Consider the following 19956-nt stretch of genomic DNA (forward strand, 5'->3'; position numbering starts at 1 on the left):
TACCGGGAGGGGAGGCTGAAGGCGTTCGACGAGGGAGGGCGCAAGGTGTACGATACGATAGCCGGCCGCAGGAGGCGGCTGGGGCTGGCCGCCTAGGCCGTCCGGAAAAACGTCCGCACCCCCAAAACGGTAATATATCGTCAAAAAATATGGAATCTGTTACCGTTCATAGCCTGCTGCCAGCAGAGGGTTGAGCTAACGGTAAAATATGATAGAAAATTCTCAAATCCATTACCGTTTGGCTAAAGCGCCGGGGCTTTTTGACCTTTTGATCTTTGACGTTTCTCCAGGCGCGAAGATGCTGGTGCATCTTCCACTCAAACACCACCGCCTCCCAGGGCGCCCATCGCTTTCTACAAACATGTTGCTGTCGGAAAACCGCTAAGAGGCATTTTGTCGATATTCGGAATGCATCGAACGCACGCGCCAGCGATTCGATCATATGCGGACGGCTCGGCGGGGGCCGCCCGGGCCGCACCTGCTCGGAGAAGAGCCAACCGCCCCTGCAAGGTTGGCCGCAAACGGCGCGCAGCGCTGTCTTTGCGAACGCATGCGCCGACAACTGCTCTCCGCAGCGCATGATGCCGCCCGGCGGCGCGAGGCGCTTCCTCGCTCTGCATGGGCCCATGAGGCCCCGGCCTTCAAGAGGCCAAAGGCCTCATCCTCCGCATACCTATTCGGTTGGCTCTTGCGGCGAACTCTCCTGGGAGCGCGGTAGGGCGAGGTTCAAAACGACGCCCAGGATGGCGCAGGCCGCCATGCCGGGAATGGAGTAGTCGCCCAGCGGGATGACGATGCCCGCGCATTCCATCCCAATCCCCAGCACCAGCACCGACGCCACGATCATCAGATCGCGCGAATCCGAGAAGTCCACCTTGTCGGGCGTGAGCATGCTCATGCCGTTCGTGGCGATCAAGCCGAACAGCACCAAGGACACGCCTCCCATGACGCACGAGGGAACGGAGTTGACCAGCGCCTCCAGCTTGGGGCAGAAGCCGCCCACGATGAGCGCGAACGCGCCCGCGTACCAGAACACCTGCGTCGAGTACACGCGCGTCACGCTCATCACGCCGATGTTCTGCGCGTACGTGGTGGCCGGCGCCCCGCCCACAAGGCCCGCGACCGTGGTGGCCAGACCGTCGCCCAAAAGCGACCGGGACAGCATGCCGTTGTAATTCTTCCCCACCACCTGGCCCACCACCAAAAGATGCCCGATATGCTCCACGATGGCCACCAGCGCCACGGGAGCTATGAGCACCATCGCGCTCAACTCGAACGTGGGAAAGACGAGGCTGGGAAGCCCCACCCACGGCGCCTCGATCACCGGCGCGAAATCCACCAATCCGAAGCACACGGCAGCGACGTAACCCACCACGATGCCGATGAGCACGGGAAAGGCCGCCCACATCCCCGGCAAACACGACGTGGCCACGATCACCGCCAGCGAGATGAACGCCACCACCGCGCCGCTGGCCACGAATCCACCGCCGGAATCGTACCCGCCGTTGAAAAACGACATCTCCACCGCGTCGGAGGCCAGACCCAGCCCGATGACGATGACCACCGGCGCCACCACCACCGTGGGCAAAAACCGATCGATCCACCCCGTTCCCACCAGCTTGACCAACCCCGCCACGCCCATGTACACGATGCCCGCTGCGACGATGCCCCCGCACGCCGCCCCGATGCCGCCGCTGGCCGCCACGATGGCGATGGGCGTGATGTAGGCGAACGACGACCCCAGGTAGCTGGGAATCTTCCCACGCGTGACCAGCAGATAAAGGATGGTCCCCACGCCCGAGCACATGATGGCCAACGACGCCGACATGCCCGTAAGGTAGGGCACGAGCACCGTCCCGCCGAACATGGAGAGGAAATGCTGAACGCCGAGCAGCGCCGCCTGCGGAGGAGCCACCCGGTCGTCCACGCCTATCGTGAACCGCTTTCTCGCACCAACCATGTCGCAATCGCCTCCTTCTCGATCGCGCCGAAGCGAGCTTCGGCATCAGTCCTTGCAACCCAAAAGCCGCCTTCGCGTCAGCCCCGCCGACCACTGGATGACAGGGCCGCTCGCCAGCATCATGCACGCCGTGCACAAGCCGAGCTCCCCACCCAGAAGAACGCCGAGCGCCACCACTGCGGCATCCGACGCCACGCGCACGCGTCCCGCGGGCCAACCGTTCTTCTCGGACAGGGAGAACGTGACGGCCTCGTAGGATCCGCGACCGGTGTCGGTGGCCGCGTACAGCCCGGTGCCCACAGCGAACAGCACGATGCCCGCCATCATGAGCGCCGCATCGGCAACCGGACGCCCGGTGTATCCGTGAACGCCCGAGAACGCGTCCACGAGCAAGCCGTACACCACCTGGTACAGCACCGTGCCCAAGCAGATCTGACGTCTGTCGTAGGCCAGCGAAAACGCGATCATGAGCGCCGCCACCGCAAACGACGCCTGGCCCAGCGTCAGGCCGAACGTGCGCGCGACGCCCTGCCACAGCACGGCGAGCGTCCCGCCGCCGAACCCCGCCCCGATGGCCAACGTGATGCCGTACGCCGACACCGCCGACCCCGTCGCCACAAGCGCGAGACGCCAAGCCGGTCGCGGCCCGTCCATACGGGCAACGCGGGCGATCCTCGGCAGACCCCTCCGCGTCCTCCCGTCCGTATGCTCTCGCTCGCCAAGCACCGCCGTCAGCTCGCGCGCGTGCCCGCGAACGCTTCGAGCGCCCGTTCAAAGCACTCGACGGGCGGGTTCACGATGCCCGCGCCCACCTGGCCGATGCCCGGCACCTTGTGCGCGATGCCCGTGTTGATGACCGGCAGCACGCCGCTCTCGAGCACTTTCACCAAGTCGACGCCCGTGGCCGTGCCGCGGAAGTTCATCGGGGGCAGCGAGAAGCCCGCGTTCTCGGCGACGGTGATCTCGCGCATGCTTTCGGTGTAGCGCATGGCATCGGCCACCGAACCGCCCACGAACTGCACGATGGCCGGCGACGCCCCCATGGCGAAGCCGCCGATGCCCATCGTCTCCGTGATGGCGCTGTCGCCCAGATCGGGATTGGCATCCTCGGGAGAGAACCCGGGGAACAGCAGCCCGTCCACCAAGTTGGCCGGGCCGGTGAACCACTGCTCGCCCAGCCCGCTCACGCGAATGCCGAACTCCACGCCGTTGCGCGACATGGCCGTGAGCACCGTCGAGTTCGGGATGCCCGACGCCGCGTCGAGCGCGCATTTGCACGAGGGCATGGACAGGTTCAGGAAGTAGTGCTCGTTGGCAGAGATGAAGCGCATAACGCGCTTGGCCGTATCGAGCGGCACGCCGCATTCGAGCAGCGCGGGCGCCACCTCCTTGAACAGCAGGCTCGTGGCGGCCTTGTTGCGGTTGTGGCACTCGTCGCCCATCTGCACCGCCTGGGCGATGATGGTCTTGGTGTCGATGCCGCCCAATGCGCGCACGGCCTTGTCCATGGCCGGAGCGAACTCCCGCTCGATCCAGGTAAGGCGCTCGATCACGCTCTCGTCGAACGCGCCGAAGCGCAGCACCTTGCCCAGGCCCTCGTTCACCGTGCAGTACGCCATGGTGCCGTGGGTCTGATTCTCCACGATGTGCACGGGCATGGAGGGCGACACGATGCCCGCCATGGGCCCCACCGCGCCATGCTCGTGGCAGGGCGAGAACTCTATCTCGCCCGATGCGGCCAGCTCGCGCGCCTGCCGCTCGTCGGCAGCGCGTCCCTCGTACAAAAGCGCGCCCACAACGGCACCCTGCATGGTGCCGCACATGTCCTCCCAAGCGATGGGCGGGCCCGCGTGCAGGATGGTGTTCTCGGTCATGCCGGGAACCACTTCGCGCGCCGGCGCCAGACCAACCAGGCGCGTCTGGGCCGCCATGATGCGGCTTGCCGCCTCCTCGTTGGCCGCGCGCACCTCCTCGTTGGCCGCAAGCGCGTCGAGCGCTTCCAGAAGCGCCGGGGCCATGGTGGGCGGCTGCCAGACCAGCTGCGTGACCCTCTGCCCCTGAAGCGCCAGATCCTCCATGAAATTCGGTGCGCCGATGTTGACGAAGCCGAGATCTTTGCCGAACAGGTCGTTGATGCTCATGCGATCCGCCCTTCCTCTCTACAGGATGCTCGCGGCCAGCAAGGCCGCCTCACGATTGCTGCGCGCCACGATGACGCCCTCCTGCTCAAGAAGGGCGGTCTGCGCAGCAAGCCCCTGCTTGTCGCCCTCCGTCGCGCACACGTACCCCACGAACGCAAGCTCGCGGCCCTCCTCGGCGGCCGCCGCGCGGGCGGCGCGGATGGCGGGAAGCGTCTGGCCGACCGGGTCGTCGTGCGAGCCGAAGCCCAGTTCGAAGTCGAGCAGCACCACGCCCACCGTCGGGTCGGACCCCTGCTCCGCGATGATGTCGTTGCGCAGCGCCGGCTCGATCATGGGATGCGGACGGCCGTTGGTGAACTCGTCGTCGCCCATATCCAGAAGCACGTTTCCCACGCGCGCCTCCGAACCGCCCATCTCCTCGCCCGGACGATGCGACACGTTGCTGCGCAGCGCGTCCAGCCGGTTGCGCAGCAAGAACACGGCCTCGGCGCACAGGGTGCCTCCGCAGAAAAACGCGCGCAGGTTCCTCTGGCCGGCGCGCAGCTTGGCATGGGCCTCGGCGGCTGCGACCCGCATCGTCTCGTTGAGCTCGGTCGAGCCCGCCTCGGGCACCGTTTCGCCACGCGAAAGCGCCACGGCGGCCACGGCGGCATCGAAGAGGTTGTCACGCACATGAACGTGGTTCGGCACCGCAATGCTCGTGTCGCCTTCCAAAAAGCACACCACCACCGGCTTGCCCAGCGTTTCCAAAAGGTCGAGGATCTTCGCGCTCACCGACTCCGCAGGAGGCTTCGACACCAACACGATGACGTCGGTGCCCGCATCGGCCTCGAGCGCCTTGACGCCCTCGAGCATCATGATGCCGCCGACGGCCTCTTTCAGGTCGCGCCCGCCCGTGCCGATGGCCTGGGACACGCCGCCGCCCATGCGGTCGATCTGCACCATGACCTCCTGCAACCCGGTGCCGGACGCCGCCACCAGCCCGATGCGGCCGGGGCGCACCTTGTTGGCGAAGCACAGCCCCACGCCGTTGATGGCCGCGGTGCCGCAATCCGGACCCATCATGAGCAGCCCGTGCGCAGCCGCATACTCCTTCAAGCGCCGCTCGTCCTCGATGCTCACGTTGTCGCTGAACATCATCACATGCAGCCCCTGGCGCATCGCCAGCATCGCCTCGCGCGCAGCGTAGCGACCCGGCACCGACAGCACGGCCACGTCCCCGAAGCCCTCCGCGGCAGCTTGGCGCACCGTCCGGCACACCACCTCGCGCTCACCGGTGCCCTTGTCTTTGCGGGTCAAACGCTCGTCCACGGCTTCCACGGCCGCATCGCACGCCTCCTTCGATGCGGCGCGCACGGCGACAACGAAGTCGTTGGGGCCGGCCGCGTCCGTCTCCTCGGTCGCAAGTCCCACGTTCTGAAGGATCTCCTTGTTCAGTTCGGTGGCCATGGACACCACGGCCTCCTCCACCCCCTCGCGGCCCTTGATCTCGCTTCCGATGGACATGAGCGTCACCGAATCGAAGTACGAATTCCTTCGAACCACCGTAACCTGGTGCATCAACGTCTCCTTCCCGAAACGTCAGTCAACAGTACAAGCCTTCTCAGCACGTCGGCGGCACCTGCGGCGAAATCGGCCCCCGAGGTGTGCCCCACCGACAACAACTCGGACAGCGCCGATCCCACATCGCGCGTATCGCGCAGCAGGGCCCGCCGAAACCGCAGGTGCGTGGAGGCAGCCTGACCGGCGAGCTCGCAGGCGAGCATATGGCGGCTCACCCGCGTCGTGGCGTCCAGCACGCCGGACGCGCCCACGCCGTCGGCCACCGCCTGCCGCACACGCCGAGCGTCGGGGCCGCCCACGCCTCCCAGCACGCACAGCACGCCCGCGATGAAGTCATCGCCCGCGGGCGTCAGCCCCTGTCCGGCGCCCACGAGCCGGCGCGCCGCAGCCTCGACGCCCTCTCCGGCGAACGCAGCCCGCATCAGGTCGTCAGCCCGCCGCCAAACGAACGACGACATGACGTCGAGCGCGCACGTCTCGCCCAGCCAGCGCCGCCGATACCCAAGAAGGCAACCGCGCGCCTCGCCGGATGCCACCAACGCCTCGTCGAAGGCCGTAAGCCCGCAACGGACGGCGGCGACATCCCACGCCATCTCCTCGCCCGCCGTCGGAACCGTGCGGCAGGACGAGAAGTCGATGCGCACGTCCGAGGAAAGCGCCAACCGACCTTCCCGCCACCCCGCCGCGCCCCCGGGACGGATGCGGGCATCCGCGAACGAGCGCCGCGTCGCGACGGAGGCCGTGAACGGTGCCGCGAACCCCGGCCGCGCCACCACCGTCCACAGCTGTCCACCGCCCTCCAGGTTCACCGCATGGTCGAACACCTGCAGCACGCGAAGGGTCATCCGGGCACGGATAGCAGCCTCGAAACGGCTGTCGCACACCTTTGCGCACAGCGTTTCCACGGCATCGCCTTCCGTCCGCTCCTACGCGAAGAAGAACGACACCACGATCAGCAGCGCCAGCATGCCGATCATGTACTTCATGTTGGTCTTCACGATGTCCATGATACTCTTGTCGAAGCCGTTGGAAAGCGCCACCACGTTGATCTGAACAGGGCTGATCTGCGTGCCCAGGCCGGTCGCCAAGGCGATCAGCCCCATGGCCACGGGAGAGAAGCCCATGAGCGACATCGTGGGCAGGATGAGCGTGAGCACGCCCGCGCAGTACGCACCCGACGGAATGGCGATCAAGAAGCCGATGACCATGGCCACGGGCAGCATGATGAACGTGGGCACGCCCCCGGTGAGCGACGCGATGTTGGAGAACGTGCCGATCTGCTCCATGAGGTTGATAAATCCGAGGAACAAACCAACCGAGAACATGGTGGTCAGGATGAACTGCGAGCCATCGATGAGCGCGGCGCAGGTGCCCTCGATGTCGAGCGGCGTGCACACGACGATGAGGATGCACACCACGGCCACGGTCACGGCGGGAACGACGATGTGCGAGCCCACTAGGCCGTTGATCCAGCCGCCCAGCACCACCATCAGCAGAAGCACGATAACGGGAATGGAGCGGACGAACAGCTTGCCGTTGGTCAACTGCTCCTCGTCGGCTTTCTCGGAGGAGGCGGCTTGCACGGCCATCGAGCCGCGACGATGCACGCCCCAGAAAGCCAGCGCGGCGGCCAGCAGCACCAAGACGATGGTGAACGGCATCATGATGTTGGCGAACTCCGTCACCTCGATGCCGATGTTCTCGGCCGTCACGACGCCTTGGGCGCCGGCCGGCGACGTGATGAAGCACACGGCACCCGCGATGGCCATAGCCGCGATCACCTCGGGGACCGCCCCGATGGCCGCGAACACGAGCGGGGCTATGACCATCGTGTTGCCCGCCGACAGGCCGGCCATGTACGTGGCGCACGCCTGCACGATCACCAACACGGCGGCCAGCACGGCGAACTTGCCCTTCAGCAGCTTCTCGCACAGATCGACGAGCGACTTGAAGCACCCCGCCTTGCCGGCCATCGCCGCTGCGGCGGCGTACATGATGGGGGCGACGTTGCCGAACATGGTCCCCAGGCCCTCGGTCACGGCATCGCCCATGCCCCCAACGGCGATACCCCCGATGATCATGGCCACGATGCCGCCCACCAACCCCGCGAACAGCATGTGCTTCTTCAGCACCAAGAGCGCGATAATGACGACAAGGGGAATCAGACTCAAAACGAGTTCCATTTCCTCACCCTCTCACAGTATGGGATTACGGCGCGACGCGCCTACGGTCGGGGCGGCGTCGCGCCGCCCCGAAGAACCTGGCGCCTAGCGCCTTACGATGACGGCGACCGGGCCACCCCCGTCGGGCCCTTGATGCTCCGCGCCGCCGGACACGTACACCATCGGATCGCCCACCGCGGCGGAGATCACACCGCCCACGGCAGCGCGCGCATGGCGCGTGTGGTTGATGTCGGAATCGGTGTGCATAGTGTTGCGACGGGCGCGCACGTAGCCGGTGGAATCGGCTTCGGCCTTGGCCAGCGCGTTGACGATCCGGGCCTTCTGCTCGGTCGTGGGAAGGCCGTCCACCTTCATGCCGGCGTTCTCGATGGCCTCGATGACGGCCTCGATGTCGATGGCGTCCTTCATGACGCTGTGGCCGATGGCGAAGTCGCTGTCGAAAGCGGTCGAGTTGCCCATGAGGATGATCTCGCAGTTCAAGAGCTCGACCCCGGCAGAAGTGGACGCCACCTTGGAGTAGAGCGACCAATCGGAGCATATGACCTCGTCGCTCACGGATCCCTCAGGGATCTCGCCGAGCGCAAGCGCCACGCCCAGCGCGGAAGCGCCGCGGTTGTAGCCCATGGACTCGTACGTGTCGTGCACCACGACCTCGCACCCGCGCTCCTGCGCGTCCAAGATGCGCTCGGATGTGAGCAGCGGGCATTTGATCTGCACGAAGTGGACGTCTGCCGGATCGGCGATGCCGGCCTTCTCCATAAGCTCAAGCGTCACGCGGCGGCACTCCTCCACCACGGCCATGGTGCCCTGTTCCTCGGGCAAAAAGTCGCGGGTGAAGCCCGAGCTGGCAGCGAGCGTCTTTTCGGCGCTCGGCTCGCCTTCGGCCTCGATGCTGCAGAACACGAGCGCGTGGGGAGCCAGCACGCCCTCGGTGCCGCCGGACATGACGAAGGCCACCTTCCGGGACACCTCGTCCTCCGACCAGCCAGTTTCGGCAGCGATGAGGCGCTTGAACGCCAACGTGGCCAAGCCGCGCGTGAAGTCGTTCACGCAGCCGTTGCCCTCGGTCTTACCGAGCACGGCGATGATGGTTTTCGGATCGACGGCGCCCTCGTCGATAAGGGCTTTCAGAACGCGTGTGTCGTCGGGGCCGGACATTTCGATCTTGCGAACATCGATCTTTCTCATACGGCATCCTCCTGATGTGAGATGACTGGACGATCCGTTGGCCAACGCTTCTGTCCCGATGTGCTCATTGTATGGAGACGGCTCGTGCCTGTCATTGTTACGCATCAATAAAAAGCGTCCGTTTCGTTGTCTCTTCGAACCACCGTGCGAAACGTCCGACTTCCTGCCGTCCTCACTTGTTGTCGGACAGCGCGCGAAGCCATACCCAGCAGTCGTACGCCACTACGACCTCCGCGAAGTCGCGTCCCGGCTTGAGGCTCACCCCCATCTGCTCGATTTTGCTCGCACGATAGCGCACCGTGTTGTAATGGACGAACGAACGCTCCGCCACCCGTTTGTAATTGAGATCACCCTCTATCAGATGCCCAAGCGTCTCCATGAGGTCCGCGTCGTTCTCGCGGTCGTAGTCGATGAGCGCCCCGATCTTCTCCCGCACGAACCGCTGCAGCGCATCGGCGTCTTGCACGCTTTCGATCAGCGGGAACATCCGATGCCGAGCATAGGCGTCGACGAACGACGACCTGCTGAGCGCACTGCCCGTCTTGAGCATGCTCATCGCCTGCGCATAGGCCACGTCGAGGGCCCTCACGCGCTCGCATGCGTCCGAGATGCCCACGCCGATCCTCGTCCCCTTGCCGCGCGCGAGCCGCAAAAGGTCGGCCATCATGTCGTTGAACAGCGCGTCGTTCCCCTCCACGCTCGACACGCCGCCGAGCACCACCAGCGCATCGTTGAAGTACACGACGTACACGCTGTCCGACACGCGCCCGTCTGCCCGACCGTACCATTCGTCGAGCAATCCTGCGCTGATCACGTTGTCGTAGAACTCCTTGCGCACCGTCTCGTCTTCCGTGAACACCTTGAGGCACACCACCGGCTGGGGAAATCCCAAAGACATGCTGAACGCCCGCATCTTGTTCTCGATTTCGATGGGAGACTTCACCTTGCCCTGCAAAAGATCGCGGATGAACACGTCCCGAAAGCTCTTCTGGTTCTTGAGCACGGCATCGGTCTTCAGGAACAGGGCCGCGAACAGGATGGCAGACTGCTCCACCGCGATGTCCAGGTTGACGCGCGCATCCCGATCGCCCGGATAGTCCGGCACGTAGATATAGCCGAAACGGTGCTTGCCCGCCACGATGGGGTACAGGCTGTGATCGAGCAGCAGCTTGCGCTTGCGCCGCACCACCTCGGCGCTGTCGACGAGCGCCGCCAGGTCGTCGGAATCGCAGAGCGCGCCGGAAGGCGAGGCGGCGCACACCGCGTTCAGATCCCTGTCCAGCAGGCACACGTCGCGGCTGATGAGCTCCCCCAAACGACCGACAAGCCCCTCCACGTCGGAATCGTTCAGCAAAAGCTCTGCGAGCGCGTTGTGAACGTGGTTGCGAAACTGCAGCTGTACGATGTACTCGTTGAGCTGCAACGAGAGCACCCTGTTCGCCATCCTGGACAGATTCGCGTCGGGCGGCAACTCGAGCACCGGCAATCCCAACTCGTCGGCTTGCTCAAGGATATGCGCGGGGATCTCTTCGACATAGCGTCGCGGCTTGATGCACACCCCCGCCACGCCGCACTCGTTCAAGCGCGCGACGAAATCCCGCATGCGCGAATCGTCGTTGGCGATGGGGAACAGCGTGGTCAAAAGCAGCGTGCCGTGCTCCAGATAGGGAAAGACATCCGGAACCTCCATGAGCGACGCTCCGGTGACCGTGCGGGAAAGGCCCTCGAAGCCCGCCACCGCCTTGGCCCCCTCAAAGCTGTCCAAATCGAGTATATCCCTGACTGTTTTGAGCATAAAATCACCCTCCGACCACGAGTTTTTCACCCCTGCCGACAGCGAGCCCCTTCCATCGTACCCTGTCGGCAAGGATGTCAAGGTGACAAGTATTCAAAAGATTTTTATTGTCTATCGACAATGACAAAACCTCCCTGCTGCGATAAAGGCTCGCAAAGCACCCCCCCCCCCGCCAACCGATCATGCGAACGAGCCGACGCACCTTAGTCTTCGCCTTCGCGTCGTTTCGCAAGCGTCTGCGATCCCTCCCGTTCGGGCAATCCCACGGTCTTTCGCATCTGGGTAAGCGTTCGGGCGCGCATCTTCGTATAATGGAGGGGAAACCAGGCGAAAGGACACGGCCATGAGCAGCGAACCAACCTTGTACCACCGCGTGCGCATCCACCCGAACGCACGCATCTCCCCCGCCGCCGGCATCGTGGGAGACGTGCGCATCGGCAGCGAATCGTGCGTGCTGGCCGGCGCGCAGATCCGCGGCGACGACGCGCCGGTCGTCATCGGCGAGCAGACGAGCATCCAGGAGAACGCCATCGTGCACGTGGAAGCCGACTGCCCCGTTGTCATCGGCGACCGCTGCACCGTGGGCCACGGCGCCATCGTGCACGGATGCGAGATCGGGCGCAACACGCTCGTGGGCATGGGCGCGATCATCATGAACGGCGCGAAGATCGGCGAGGAGTGCGTCGTGGCGGCAGGAGCCCTCGTCACGGAGGGGAAGGAGTTCCCACCGCGCACGATGATCATGGGCATGCCCGCGCGCGCCGTGCGCACGCTCGGCGACGAGGAGGTCGAGCGCCTCTGCGCGGACGCCGCCGACGAGTACGTGGAAGTGGGAGCCGCCATGCTGCGCGAAGGCGTCCTCGTCCACCCCGACCCCGACCTCGTCATACAGCTCGGGGCTTCAAGCGAGCGGGTTTGAGGGCGAACGCGACCTCAAGCGCTCTTCTATTCGCAGGCCGCGCGCAATGCCCTCCCCATACGCAACGCGGCGGGCCCCAGCACGGGAACCCGCCGCATCGATCGCCAGCACGCGAACACCGCGCGCCGCCCATAGCAGCCGAAGCGCTGCGCGCAGCACGCCATGTGGCGACCGCGCGCTGCGCGATTAGCGCTTGATGTTGTAGAACGCGTCCATGCCGGCGTAGCGCGCGGCCGTGTCCAACTCCTCCTCGATGCGAAGCAGCTGGTTGTACTTCGCCACGCGATCCGAGCGGCAGGGCGCGCCGGTCTTGATCTGGCCGGTGTTGCACGCCACGGCCAGGTCGGCGATGGTGGTGTCCTCGGTCTCGCCGGAACGGTGGCTCATGACGCAGGCGTAGCCGGCTTGCTTCGCCATTTCGATGGCCTCAAGCGTCTCGGTGAGGCTGCCGATCTGGTTCACCTTGATGAGGATGGCGTTCGCGCAGCCCATCTCGATACCCTTGGCCAGACGCTTGGAGTTCGTGACGAACAGGTCGTCGCCCACGAGTTGCACCTTGTCGCCGATGCGCTCGGTGAGCGCCTTCCAACCGTCCCAATCCTCCTCAGCCATGCCGTCTTCGATGCTGATGATGGGGTACTTCTCCACGAGCGCGGCCCAGTAGTCCACCATCTCGGCGCTCGTCAACTCGCGGCCCTCGCCCGCCAGCACATAGCGCTGCTTGTCGGCATCGAAAAACTCGGTGGAAGCGGGATCCATCGCGAACATGATGTCCGTGCCGGGTTTGTAGCCAGCGGCCTCGCAAGCGCGCACGATGTACTCAAGCGGCTCCTCGTTCGTGGTGAAGTTCGGCGCGAAGCCGCCTTCGTCGCCCACGCCGCCGCCGAGGCCCGCGTCGTGCAGCACCTTCTTCAGCGTGTGGTAGATCTCCGCGCACCAGCGCAGCGCCTCGGCGAAGCTCTCGGCACCCACGGGCATGATCATGAACTCCTGGAAGTCCACGTTGTTGTCGGCGTGCACGCCGCCGTTCAAAATGTTCATCATGGGCGTGGGCAGAAGATGCGCGTTCGCGCCGCCCACGTACTTGTACAACGGCAGCTCAGCCGATTCGGCGGCAGCCTTCGCGCAGGCCAAAGACGCGCCCAGAATGGCGTTCGCGCCAAGCGCGCCCTTGTTGTCGGTGCCATCGACCTCCAGCATGATGTCGTCGACAGTGCGCTGGTCGTCGGCCTCCAAGCCGATGAGCGCTTCGGCGATGTCCTCGTTCACGTGCGCCACCGCATCGAGCGTGCCCTTGCCCAAGTAACGGCCCTTGTCGCAGTCGCGCAGCTCCACGGCCTCGAACGCGCCCGTCGACGCGCCCGACGGCACGGCGGCGCGGCCGAACGAGCCGTCCTCCAGCACAACCTCCACTTCCACGGTCGGATTGCCGCGCGAGTCGAGGATCTCGCGACCGAACACATCGATGATGACGCTCATGCATGCCTCCTAGCACGTTTTCGTCCGCCTCGCCGCATCCGCGACGAGGATGCACCTTTCTGCATCATACCATGTCGCGCGTGCGGCAGAGGTTCCTCCATCCGTTCGCCAGCCTTTGTCGATGAGCGGCCGTTTGCGCGAAGCGCTGGGAGCGCCGTCGAATCCGCGGCTTCGCAGCCTGCGTCCCGACCCGCGGGCAGCGCCGCGCGCCGCACTCAGCGCCCCGCACTCCGATCCTTGCCCGCACCGCGCGCCGCCCACACGCCAAAACAACGCGCGCCCCACCCCGCATCCCGAGCGCACCGCGCGCCGCGCGCGGCACCCTCCCCCGCACTCCAACCTTCGCCCTCGCACGCGCCGCCCCCCTGCGTCCTGGCTCTTGCGGATCCCGCTCCGGCATCGCCGACGCGTTCGGAACGCACCCACAGGCATCGCTCTCGGATGGGCGGCGTCCCCTCGCCGCGCCCCCATCGCTTCAGACCAGCCGTCGCTCGCGAAGGACGCAACGGCCGCCTTCCCTCCATATCGCCGCGCACCCCTATCCCAGCGCAACCTCCTCGGCGTCGTCCACCAGCCGCTCGCGCTCCGCCACGATACGATCAACAAGCTCCTGCTGGGAATGCACGTCAAGCTTGCGGTAGACAGCGCGCACGTGGGTCTTCACCGTGTCGGGCGACACGGTGAGCGCCTCGCAGATGGCGCGGCGCGACTTCCCCTGAGCCAAAAGCAGCATGACCTCCGTCTCGCGCTGGGTCACCGCACGCTCAGTCGCCATGAACCGCACGACACCTTCGAGGTCGCCCGCCTCAAGACCTCCCTCGCCGGGAAGCACCGTGCCCCATCCGTGCTTCAAGTTGCTGCCGCTCGACAGGAACAGCGCGCACGCGAACAAAAGGCATGCGACGAACCCGGCCAGCATCGCCGCGTCCTCGCGAGGATGCCCGCCGAGCGCCACGCACGTCACCGCCCCGCCCGCCAGCACGCCGAAGAACAGCGCCGCGCCCGGGCAACTGGCAACCCATGTGGCGGGCAATCCCATGTTCTTCATGAGGCACGCGCCCAGGCTCCACAGCACGAGATCGAGGTAGCAGAACCCGGCGAACAACACCGTAACGCCCGCCCAAGGCACCTGCGGAGCGGCGGCCAGCAGCAAGAATCCCACAGCCGCGAACGGAAACGCCACCTTGTAGATGAACCGATTGAAGTCGAGCCGCACGAACACGAGCGTTGCGAACAGCAGACCCACGGCGATCAGCTGACCGATCACCAGGGCTGGCACCGCAGCGAAAGACGCTCCGAGCAAGAACAGGATCGCATGCAGCACGCCGGCCGCAACGCCCTGAACCGCCGACGTCGCCACGAACTTGGCAGGAAAGGGCAGCGGCATGTCGGCACCGTAACGGTAGTAGCGACGACGGGGAAACCCGCGAACGACCCTGCGCAAGAGCGCCGCTGCCGCAAACGGCAGCGCCACGGCACCCGCCTGCAGGATCACCAGGCTTTCAGCACCCCCCCCCGTCGGGAAAACCAGACAGGCCACCAGACCCGTCCCCGCCACGACGCCCAACATGCCCTGATACAGCGTCTGCTGCGTGCCCACCCAGCCGAACGCCCGATCAATCTCCACGCGAAACAGCGCCGCCCCGATGCCCGTCAGCGCGCTGGCGGCCCCGTACAGCACGGCGTCCGCCACTTCCGGCAGCGACCGATCGAGCGCCCATGTCAGGTGCAGCGCCGCCGCCAACGTCATGATAGAGGCCAGCGCCACAAGCTGCGACGAACCGCTCGGCACGCGACGCGTGCGCCTGAACCGCGCGGCGATGACGACGCTCGACACGGCCATCGCAAGCACCGGCCCCGCCCAAGCCGGCACGCTCACCGCCGCAGCCGACCCCAAGCCCGCTGCCGCCCCCGCATCCAACGGCAAGCAGCCCGGCGGCACCGGCACCGCAACCGCAGGCCCCAAACAGCACGCCATCATCCACGCCGTGTAGCACGCGAACGAAAGCGCGATGCACCCGCGGCCCGCGGCGGATCTCCCCACCCCGAAGGCCACGCTTCGCCGCTCTTCCGCCGCGTTGAACAGGTTGCGCACATGCTCGTTCGACATATCCCTTCTCCTTCCTCCTTGCGTTCAGGATACCGCTCTTGGCCGCATCGGGCCTCACCCTCCGGGGTGAAAACACGCGATGCGGCGTTTTCCCTGCGGCGGGCGACGAAACGCCCCCACGCCCCATGCTACGGTGGGGCCATCGCCTTGCCTCTCCAAGCCGCATCGCCGGGCATCGGGCATCGAACTCCGGCGCACAGGCGCAGTGGGATCGCGCCCAAGGCCAAGGCGCCCGAGACGCCGCGGCACGCGAGAAGAGGCAGAGCACGCAGGGGAGCATCGACGCTCCGCGCGCGAACATCGCGCGCAACGCACATCAAAGGAGGAAGGGATCGCCATGAAGAACAGCCCCAGCATGAACCGCCGCAGCTTTTTGAAGGGAGCGCTCGCCACCGGCGCCGTGGCCACGGCTGCCGTCACCGGCGCGGGCGCACTCGCCGGATGCGCCGCACAGCCGAAAGGGAGCGCGGACAGCACCTCGAAAGGCCAGGCCGACGGCGCAACCGTCTACGAGTTCGAGATCGCGCCCGACCCCATCCCCGACAGCGACATCGCCGAAACGGTGGACGCCGATGTCGTCGTGATCGGAGCCGGCTTCTCGGGCCTGTGCTGCGCGCTCTCAGCCGCCGAGAACGGCGCCTCGGTGGCGCTGCTCGAGCGCATGGACCACGTCAGCGGACGCGGCGGCTCCATCTACGCCATGAACTCCAAGCTCACGAAAGAGAAGGGCTACGAGTGCTCCATCGAGGAGATCGCCCGCCGCTACAAGCGCATGATGGGCTACCACTCCTACCGCGTGGACGGTCGCAAGTGGATGCTGCACTTCAACCGCTCGGGCGAGGCCATGGACTGGCTCATCGACCGCATGACGGTCGGCAGCAGCGTGGGCGGCTACGACCTCACCCCTGTTATGGAGCACTGGTACGAAGACCCCGAGAACATCAACGGCGAGTTCCCCGGCACGCACGAGTTCCTCGACGGCCCGAACGGCAAGGGGCCCGACGACAACCCGCAGCAGGACGTGTGCGACAACATGGCGCTGTACTGCGAGAAGGAGGGCGTGGACATCCGCTACGAGACCGAGGCGAAGCAACTCGTGAAAGACGGCGACAAAGTGGTGGGCGTCGTCGCCAAGAGCGGAGACGGCTACGTTCGCTTCAACGGGAAGAAGGGCGTGGTCATCGCCACGGGCGACTTCGGGCAGAACAAGGAGATGCTCGAGAAGCTCATCCCCTGGGCGGCGCACCAGACCGAGTTCGGCGGGATCTGGAACGGCACCGGACATCAGATGGCCTACTGGGCCGGCGCGGCCATCGACCGCAGCGAGACCCCCGCTCCGATGATCTTCTGCTTCCAGTGGCGCTCCATCACCCGCCAGGTGCGCGCGTTCCAGGGTCTCATGGTGAACACGGACGGCCGCCGCTACGGCAACGAGGACAACGTCATCTCCCACGGCGGCCTGGCGCTCATGCACGAGAAGGGGCACTGCGCGTACGCCATCTGGGACAACGACTACGCAAACGAACCGCAGTGGCAGAACCACCGCTACGTGGACGGCCCCAAGGTGTTTGAAACGCCCGACGACGTGCGAGCCTACTGGCAAACCGTGGTCGACGGCCCCGGCACCATCAACATGAACGGCTCGGGCGACATCGAGGTGAAGATGATCAAGGCCGACACCGTGGAAGAGCTGGTGGAGAAACTCGGGTTGCCCGCGGACGAGACGCTCAAGACCATCGAGGCGTACAACGGCTACTGCGAAACGGGCGTCGATGAGGAGTTCGGCAAGAGAGCCGACCTGCTGCTGCCCGTCAAGAACGGCCCGTTCTACGGCATCAAGTGCACGCCATGGTTCCTCACCACCACCGGCGGTATCCGCTGCAACGAGAAGCTTCAGGTGATGAACGAAGACGACGAGGTCATCGAAGGACTGTACTGCCTCGGCTCCACCGTGGGCGACATGTACTGCAACTGCTATCCCACGAACTTCCCCGGCCACAACCTGGGCGGCACGTGCCTGACCTTCGGCTACGTCACCGGCCGTCATCTCGCCGGCGCCGAATAGCCCTCTCCCTGCGGGCCCGAAACGCCCGTTCTGCGCAACGCGAAGCCCGAACGCCCCTCCCTCCCTGCGTTCGGGCTTCGCCCTGTCTGGCAATCCGAAAACGAAAAAGGCGGCATCGCGTCATGAAGAGAGGCGTCAAGGAGCGCGATCGGCGAAACCGAAGCCGCGCGACCGGCACGACGTGCAGCATGCCCGCCACGCCTCAGCTCGCAATCCCGCACAGCCTAAAACCGCCAGAACGGATCGCAGCGACCGTTCGCATACCGCGTCCGCGCCTCGCGCCCGGCGCTCTGCAGCCACCTCGCGCTTTCTCGTGCCCGACACCACCTCGCTCCCCGCCCTACAGCCACGCGGCCAGCGCGGCACATGCCGCCAAGCCCGCCACCAGCACACAGACGTCGCCCGCCGTCAGCCGTCGGCGCGCCAGCGACGTGCGCGGCACGTCGGATGTCCCGTAGCAGCGCGCGTCCATGGCCACGGCCAACGCATCGGCGCGTCGGAACAGGCCCACGAACAAGGGGACGAACACGGTTTGCCACGCACCCAGGCGCGCCCTCAAGCCTCCCTCGGAGAACGCGGCGCCGCGCGCCCATTGGGCGTCGCGCACGCGCGCCAGCTCCTCTGCCGTCACGGGAATGAACCGCAAGGCCAACGAGAACACCATCGCCGCGTCGTCCACCGGCACGCGTAACCGCCGCAGTGGGCGCATGAACGCGCAAAGCGCGTCGGTGAGCTGGGTGGAAGTGGTGGTGTAGGTGACCACGAGGCTGGCCGTCACCAAGAGCACGATGCGCGCGGCGAAGAAGCATCCGCGCGCGAACCCCGCAGGCACCAAGCCGAACGACCCGATCAGCACCACTGGAGGCACGTCTGCCAGCACGCCCGCCGACACGTCGCCCAACCCTCCCGGCGCATCAGACGCGCCCCCTACCGCCTGCCACACGTCAAGCGAGAAGCCGTTGAACGCCACGGCGAGCGCCGCAACCGCGTACACGGGCGCAAGCAGCCCGAAGAACCGCCGCCAGGCGATGCCCGATGCCGCCGCGACCGCAACGAACGCGAGCGCCGCAAGGCCGAGGCCCGTCCACGTACGCACGAAGAATAGCATCGCCGAGTAGGCGGCGAGCAGCACGACCTTCACACGCGCATCGCATGCGTGGACAGGCGAGGAGCCGGGTATGTAGGAGCTGACGTCGATGCGCATGCAGGAAGTATGCCACATCTGCCGCGCCCCGTCCCTTCGCGAGGTGACAATCACGCGAGATCGACGTGCGGAGAAAGGTCCGCCTATCGCATGCCGCCGCACCAGCCGCCTTCTGCCGCACTCGCGCACGAAAAAGCCCGCGACCGTACGCCGCGGGCTTTCGGAGGATGCCGGACGCGCTCGTTGCCAAGCGCGCCCGCCCTGAAACAGCCCCGGAGGGCCGCTTGAGGGCTAACGGCCTTCGCGCATGTTGTCGACGCCTTGCTTCACGTTGTCTTTCGCATCGATGGCGGCTTCCTTGATGGCCTCGCCCGCCTTGCCCAAAGACTCCTTCACCGAACCCAGGATGCCCTCGCCTTTCTCATCCGCGCGCATCTCGTGCTGCCGCGCACGCATGGCGGCTTGCGCGTCGCCCGTGCGCTGAGCTTCCTCGTGCTCGCGCTTGGCCGCTTCGGTTTCGGCCTTGCGCTCGCTCATGCCGGCCTTGGCCTCGTGATACGCGTCTTTGACGTTGTTCTTCACGTCGTGCGCCATGTCCTTCGCACCCGCTTTCATATCGACGGACGCGTCACCGGTTTTGAAAGCCTGATCAGCCATCGCAGTGCTCCTTTCGCATTCGATTCGAGGTTGCCTTCTCGTTCGCCGCGTCCCATTCTAAAGAAGGGCCCGCGCCCTTCGGATGACATGGGGCAACGAAACGGCTACGATTGAGTGTTGCCGTTTTCCCGTCGGGCCTCGGCATCGTCGGCGATCCTCTCCGTCCGGCCTTCGGCCTGATCGAAGTCGAACGCGGTTTCGGCGGCCTCCACTGAACGCCGCTCGTCGCCCTCTTCGTCGAAGTCCTCCACCGATGCCTCGGCCTCCTGCTTCACCTCTTCCTCGATGCGCCGCAAATCATCGGCGGCCATGCGCGCCCGATCGGCCTCGCCCGTTCGTTCGTCAAGCACAACGTCTTCTTCCAGTATGTCGATCCTGCTCATGGTGGCTCCTTTCCCGGGACGGCTCGCGCCCCGCCGTTGTTCGGAACCCCATTCTAAAGACGCCCGCCAACGCATGCGACCACCAGCCACCTACGGCTGCGAAACGCCTCGGAGACGCGCACGGAAGGCCGTCAGCGCATCGAAGCGGGCAACGCGTACCCCAAGAAGTTCGTCCAAACTGGCGAATGCTGGATTTTGCCACAGAAGAAGAGCGGAACCCTTGCGTTCCAAACGCGCCTTCCCCCGATAGAGGCCGTATCACGCGATTGCGGTCGCATCCTCAGCCCCGACGCGGAACAATCCGCTCGCGCAATCCACACGCAGCCTCCGCATCCGAGCATTCAGGCAATGCCCCCCCCCTGTCTCTTA

General features: G+C 65.9%; 15 protein-coding genes. 2 read left to right on the plus strand and 13 right to left on the minus strand.

The window, feature by feature from the left end:
• Positions 1 to 673: 673 nt before the first annotated feature.
• From C2L80_RS09690 to C2L80_RS09725, 8 genes are all read right to left on the minus strand, one after another.
• Positions 674 to 1960: a uracil-xanthine permease family protein gene (locus tag C2L80_RS09690; RefSeq protein ID WP_087195557.1), complete on the minus strand. Its 1287-nt coding sequence runs from the start codon at positions 1958 to 1960 to the stop codon at positions 674 to 676.
• Positions 1961 to 2005: 45 nt separating this feature from the next.
• Complete coding sequence (locus C2L80_RS09695) at positions 2006 to 2578, minus strand: YczE/YyaS/YitT family protein (protein WP_204600574.1); 573 nt, start codon at positions 2576 to 2578, stop codon at positions 2006 to 2008.
• Between the two features lie 113 nt (positions 2579 to 2691).
• On the minus strand, positions 2692 to 4101 hold the full coding sequence (locus tag C2L80_RS09700; protein WP_087195555.1) for a YlbE family protein: 1410 nt from the start codon (positions 4099 to 4101) through the stop codon (positions 2692 to 2694).
• Between the two features lie 18 nt (positions 4102 to 4119).
• Positions 4120 to 5661, minus strand: coding sequence for an acyl-CoA synthetase FdrA (gene fdrA / locus C2L80_RS09705; protein ID WP_087195554.1), 1542 nt, complete (start codon positions 5659 to 5661; stop codon positions 4120 to 4122).
• Positions 5661 to 6569: an oxamate carbamoyltransferase subunit AllH family protein gene (locus tag C2L80_RS09710; RefSeq protein WP_087195553.1), complete on the minus strand. Its 909-nt coding sequence runs from the start codon at positions 6567 to 6569 to the stop codon at positions 5661 to 5663. Before C2L80_RS09710 ends, fdrA begins: the two co-directional genes overlap by 1 nt.
• A gap of 21 nt (positions 6570 to 6590) precedes the next feature.
• Positions 6591 to 7847, minus strand: coding sequence for a hypothetical protein (locus C2L80_RS09715; protein ID WP_087195552.1), 1257 nt, complete (start codon positions 7845 to 7847; stop codon positions 6591 to 6593).
• A gap of 84 nt (positions 7848 to 7931) precedes the next feature.
• Positions 7932 to 9035, minus strand: a complete 1104-nt coding sequence (gene atzD / locus C2L80_RS09720; RefSeq protein WP_087195551.1) for a cyanuric acid amidohydrolase — start codon at positions 9033 to 9035, stop codon at positions 7932 to 7934.
• A gap of 172 nt (positions 9036 to 9207) precedes the next feature.
• Positions 9208 to 10830, minus strand: coding sequence for a PucR family transcriptional regulator (locus C2L80_RS09725; RefSeq protein ID WP_087195550.1), 1623 nt, complete (start codon positions 10828 to 10830; stop codon positions 9208 to 9210).
• Positions 10831 to 11173: 343 nt separating this feature from the next.
• Here C2L80_RS09725 and C2L80_RS09730 point away from each other — a divergent pair, with 343 nt between their 5' ends.
• Positions 11174 to 11749: a gamma carbonic anhydrase family protein gene (locus C2L80_RS09730; RefSeq protein WP_087195549.1), complete on the plus strand. Its 576-nt coding sequence runs from the start codon at positions 11174 to 11176 to the stop codon at positions 11747 to 11749.
• 186 nt (positions 11750 to 11935) lie between these two features.
• Here the strand turns inward: C2L80_RS09730 and eno are convergent, their stop codons facing one another.
• Positions 11936 to 13228 (minus strand): phosphopyruvate hydratase, encoded by a 1293-nt coding sequence (gene eno, locus C2L80_RS09735; protein WP_087195548.1) that lies wholly within the window; start codon positions 13226 to 13228, stop codon positions 11936 to 11938.
• A gap of 538 nt (positions 13229 to 13766) precedes the next feature.
• Positions 13767 to 15338 (minus strand): helix-turn-helix transcriptional regulator, encoded by a 1572-nt coding sequence (locus C2L80_RS09740; protein WP_103263112.1) that lies wholly within the window; start codon positions 15336 to 15338, stop codon positions 13767 to 13769.
• Positions 15339 to 15675: 337 nt separating this feature from the next.
• Here C2L80_RS09740 and C2L80_RS09745 point away from each other — a divergent pair, with 337 nt between their 5' ends.
• Entirely contained in the window at positions 15676 to 17403 is a 1728-nt protein-coding gene (locus tag C2L80_RS09745) for an FAD-dependent oxidoreductase (RefSeq protein ID WP_087195545.1), read from the plus strand.
• Between the two features lie 340 nt (positions 17404 to 17743).
• Here the strand turns inward: C2L80_RS09745 and C2L80_RS09750 are convergent, their stop codons facing one another.
• From C2L80_RS09750 to C2L80_RS09760, 3 genes are all read right to left on the minus strand, one after another.
• Complete coding sequence (locus C2L80_RS09750; RefSeq protein WP_239938883.1) at positions 17744 to 18625, minus strand: energy-coupling factor transporter transmembrane component T family protein; 882 nt, start codon at positions 18623 to 18625, stop codon at positions 17744 to 17746.
• 213 nt (positions 18626 to 18838) lie between these two features.
• Positions 18839 to 19204, minus strand: a complete 366-nt coding sequence (locus tag C2L80_RS09755) for a hypothetical protein (protein WP_087195543.1) — start codon at positions 19202 to 19204, stop codon at positions 18839 to 18841.
• A 104-nt stretch (positions 19205 to 19308) separates the two neighbouring features.
• Positions 19309 to 19587, minus strand: coding sequence for a hypothetical protein (locus C2L80_RS09760; protein ID WP_087195542.1), 279 nt, complete (start codon positions 19585 to 19587; stop codon positions 19309 to 19311).
• Positions 19588 to 19956 lie beyond the last annotated feature (369 nt).

Source organism: Rubneribacter badeniensis, from assembly GCF_002899695.1.
Classification (GTDB): Bacteria; Actinomycetota; Coriobacteriia; order Coriobacteriales; family Eggerthellaceae; genus Rubneribacter; species Rubneribacter badeniensis.

Coding starts and splice junctions, on each gene's coding strand:
- C2L80_RS09690 (WP_087195557.1), bottom strand. CDS start 1,960: ATGGTTGGTGCGAGAAAGCGGTTCACGATAGGCGTGGACGACCGGGTG.
- C2L80_RS09700 (WP_087195555.1), bottom strand. CDS start 4,101: ATGAGCATCAACGACCTGTTCGGCAAAGATCTCGGCTTCGTCAACATC.
- fdrA (WP_087195554.1), bottom strand. CDS start 5,661: ATGCACCAGGTTACGGTGGTTCGAAGGAATTCGTACTTCGATTCGGTG.
- C2L80_RS09715 (WP_087195552.1), bottom strand. CDS start 7,847: ATGGAACTCGTTTTGAGTCTGATTCCCCTTGTCGTCATTATCGCGCTC.
- atzD (WP_087195551.1), bottom strand. CDS start 9,035: ATGAGAAAGATCGATGTTCGCAAGATCGAAATGTCCGGCCCCGACGAC.
- C2L80_RS09725 (WP_087195550.1), bottom strand. CDS start 10,830: ATGCTCAAAACAGTCAGGGATATACTCGATTTGGACAGCTTTGAGGGG.
- C2L80_RS09730 (WP_087195549.1), top strand. CDS start 11,174: ATGAGCAGCGAACCAACCTTGTACCACCGCGTGCGCATCCACCCGAAC.
- eno (WP_087195548.1), bottom strand. CDS start 13,228: ATGAGCGTCATCATCGATGTGTTCGGTCGCGAGATCCTCGACTCGCGC.
- C2L80_RS09740 (WP_103263112.1), bottom strand. CDS start 15,338: ATGTCGAACGAGCATGTGCGCAACCTGTTCAACGCGGCGGAAGAGCGG.
- C2L80_RS09745 (WP_087195545.1), top strand. CDS start 15,676: ATGAAGAACAGCCCCAGCATGAACCGCCGCAGCTTTTTGAAGGGAGCG.
- C2L80_RS09750 (WP_239938883.1), bottom strand. CDS start 18,625: ATGTGGCATACTTCCTGCATGCGCATCGACGTCAGCTCCTACATACCC.
- C2L80_RS09755 (WP_087195543.1), bottom strand. CDS start 19,204: ATGGCTGATCAGGCTTTCAAAACCGGTGACGCGTCCGTCGATATGAAA.
- C2L80_RS09760 (WP_087195542.1), bottom strand. CDS start 19,587: ATGAGCAGGATCGACATACTGGAAGAAGACGTTGTGCTTGACGAACGA.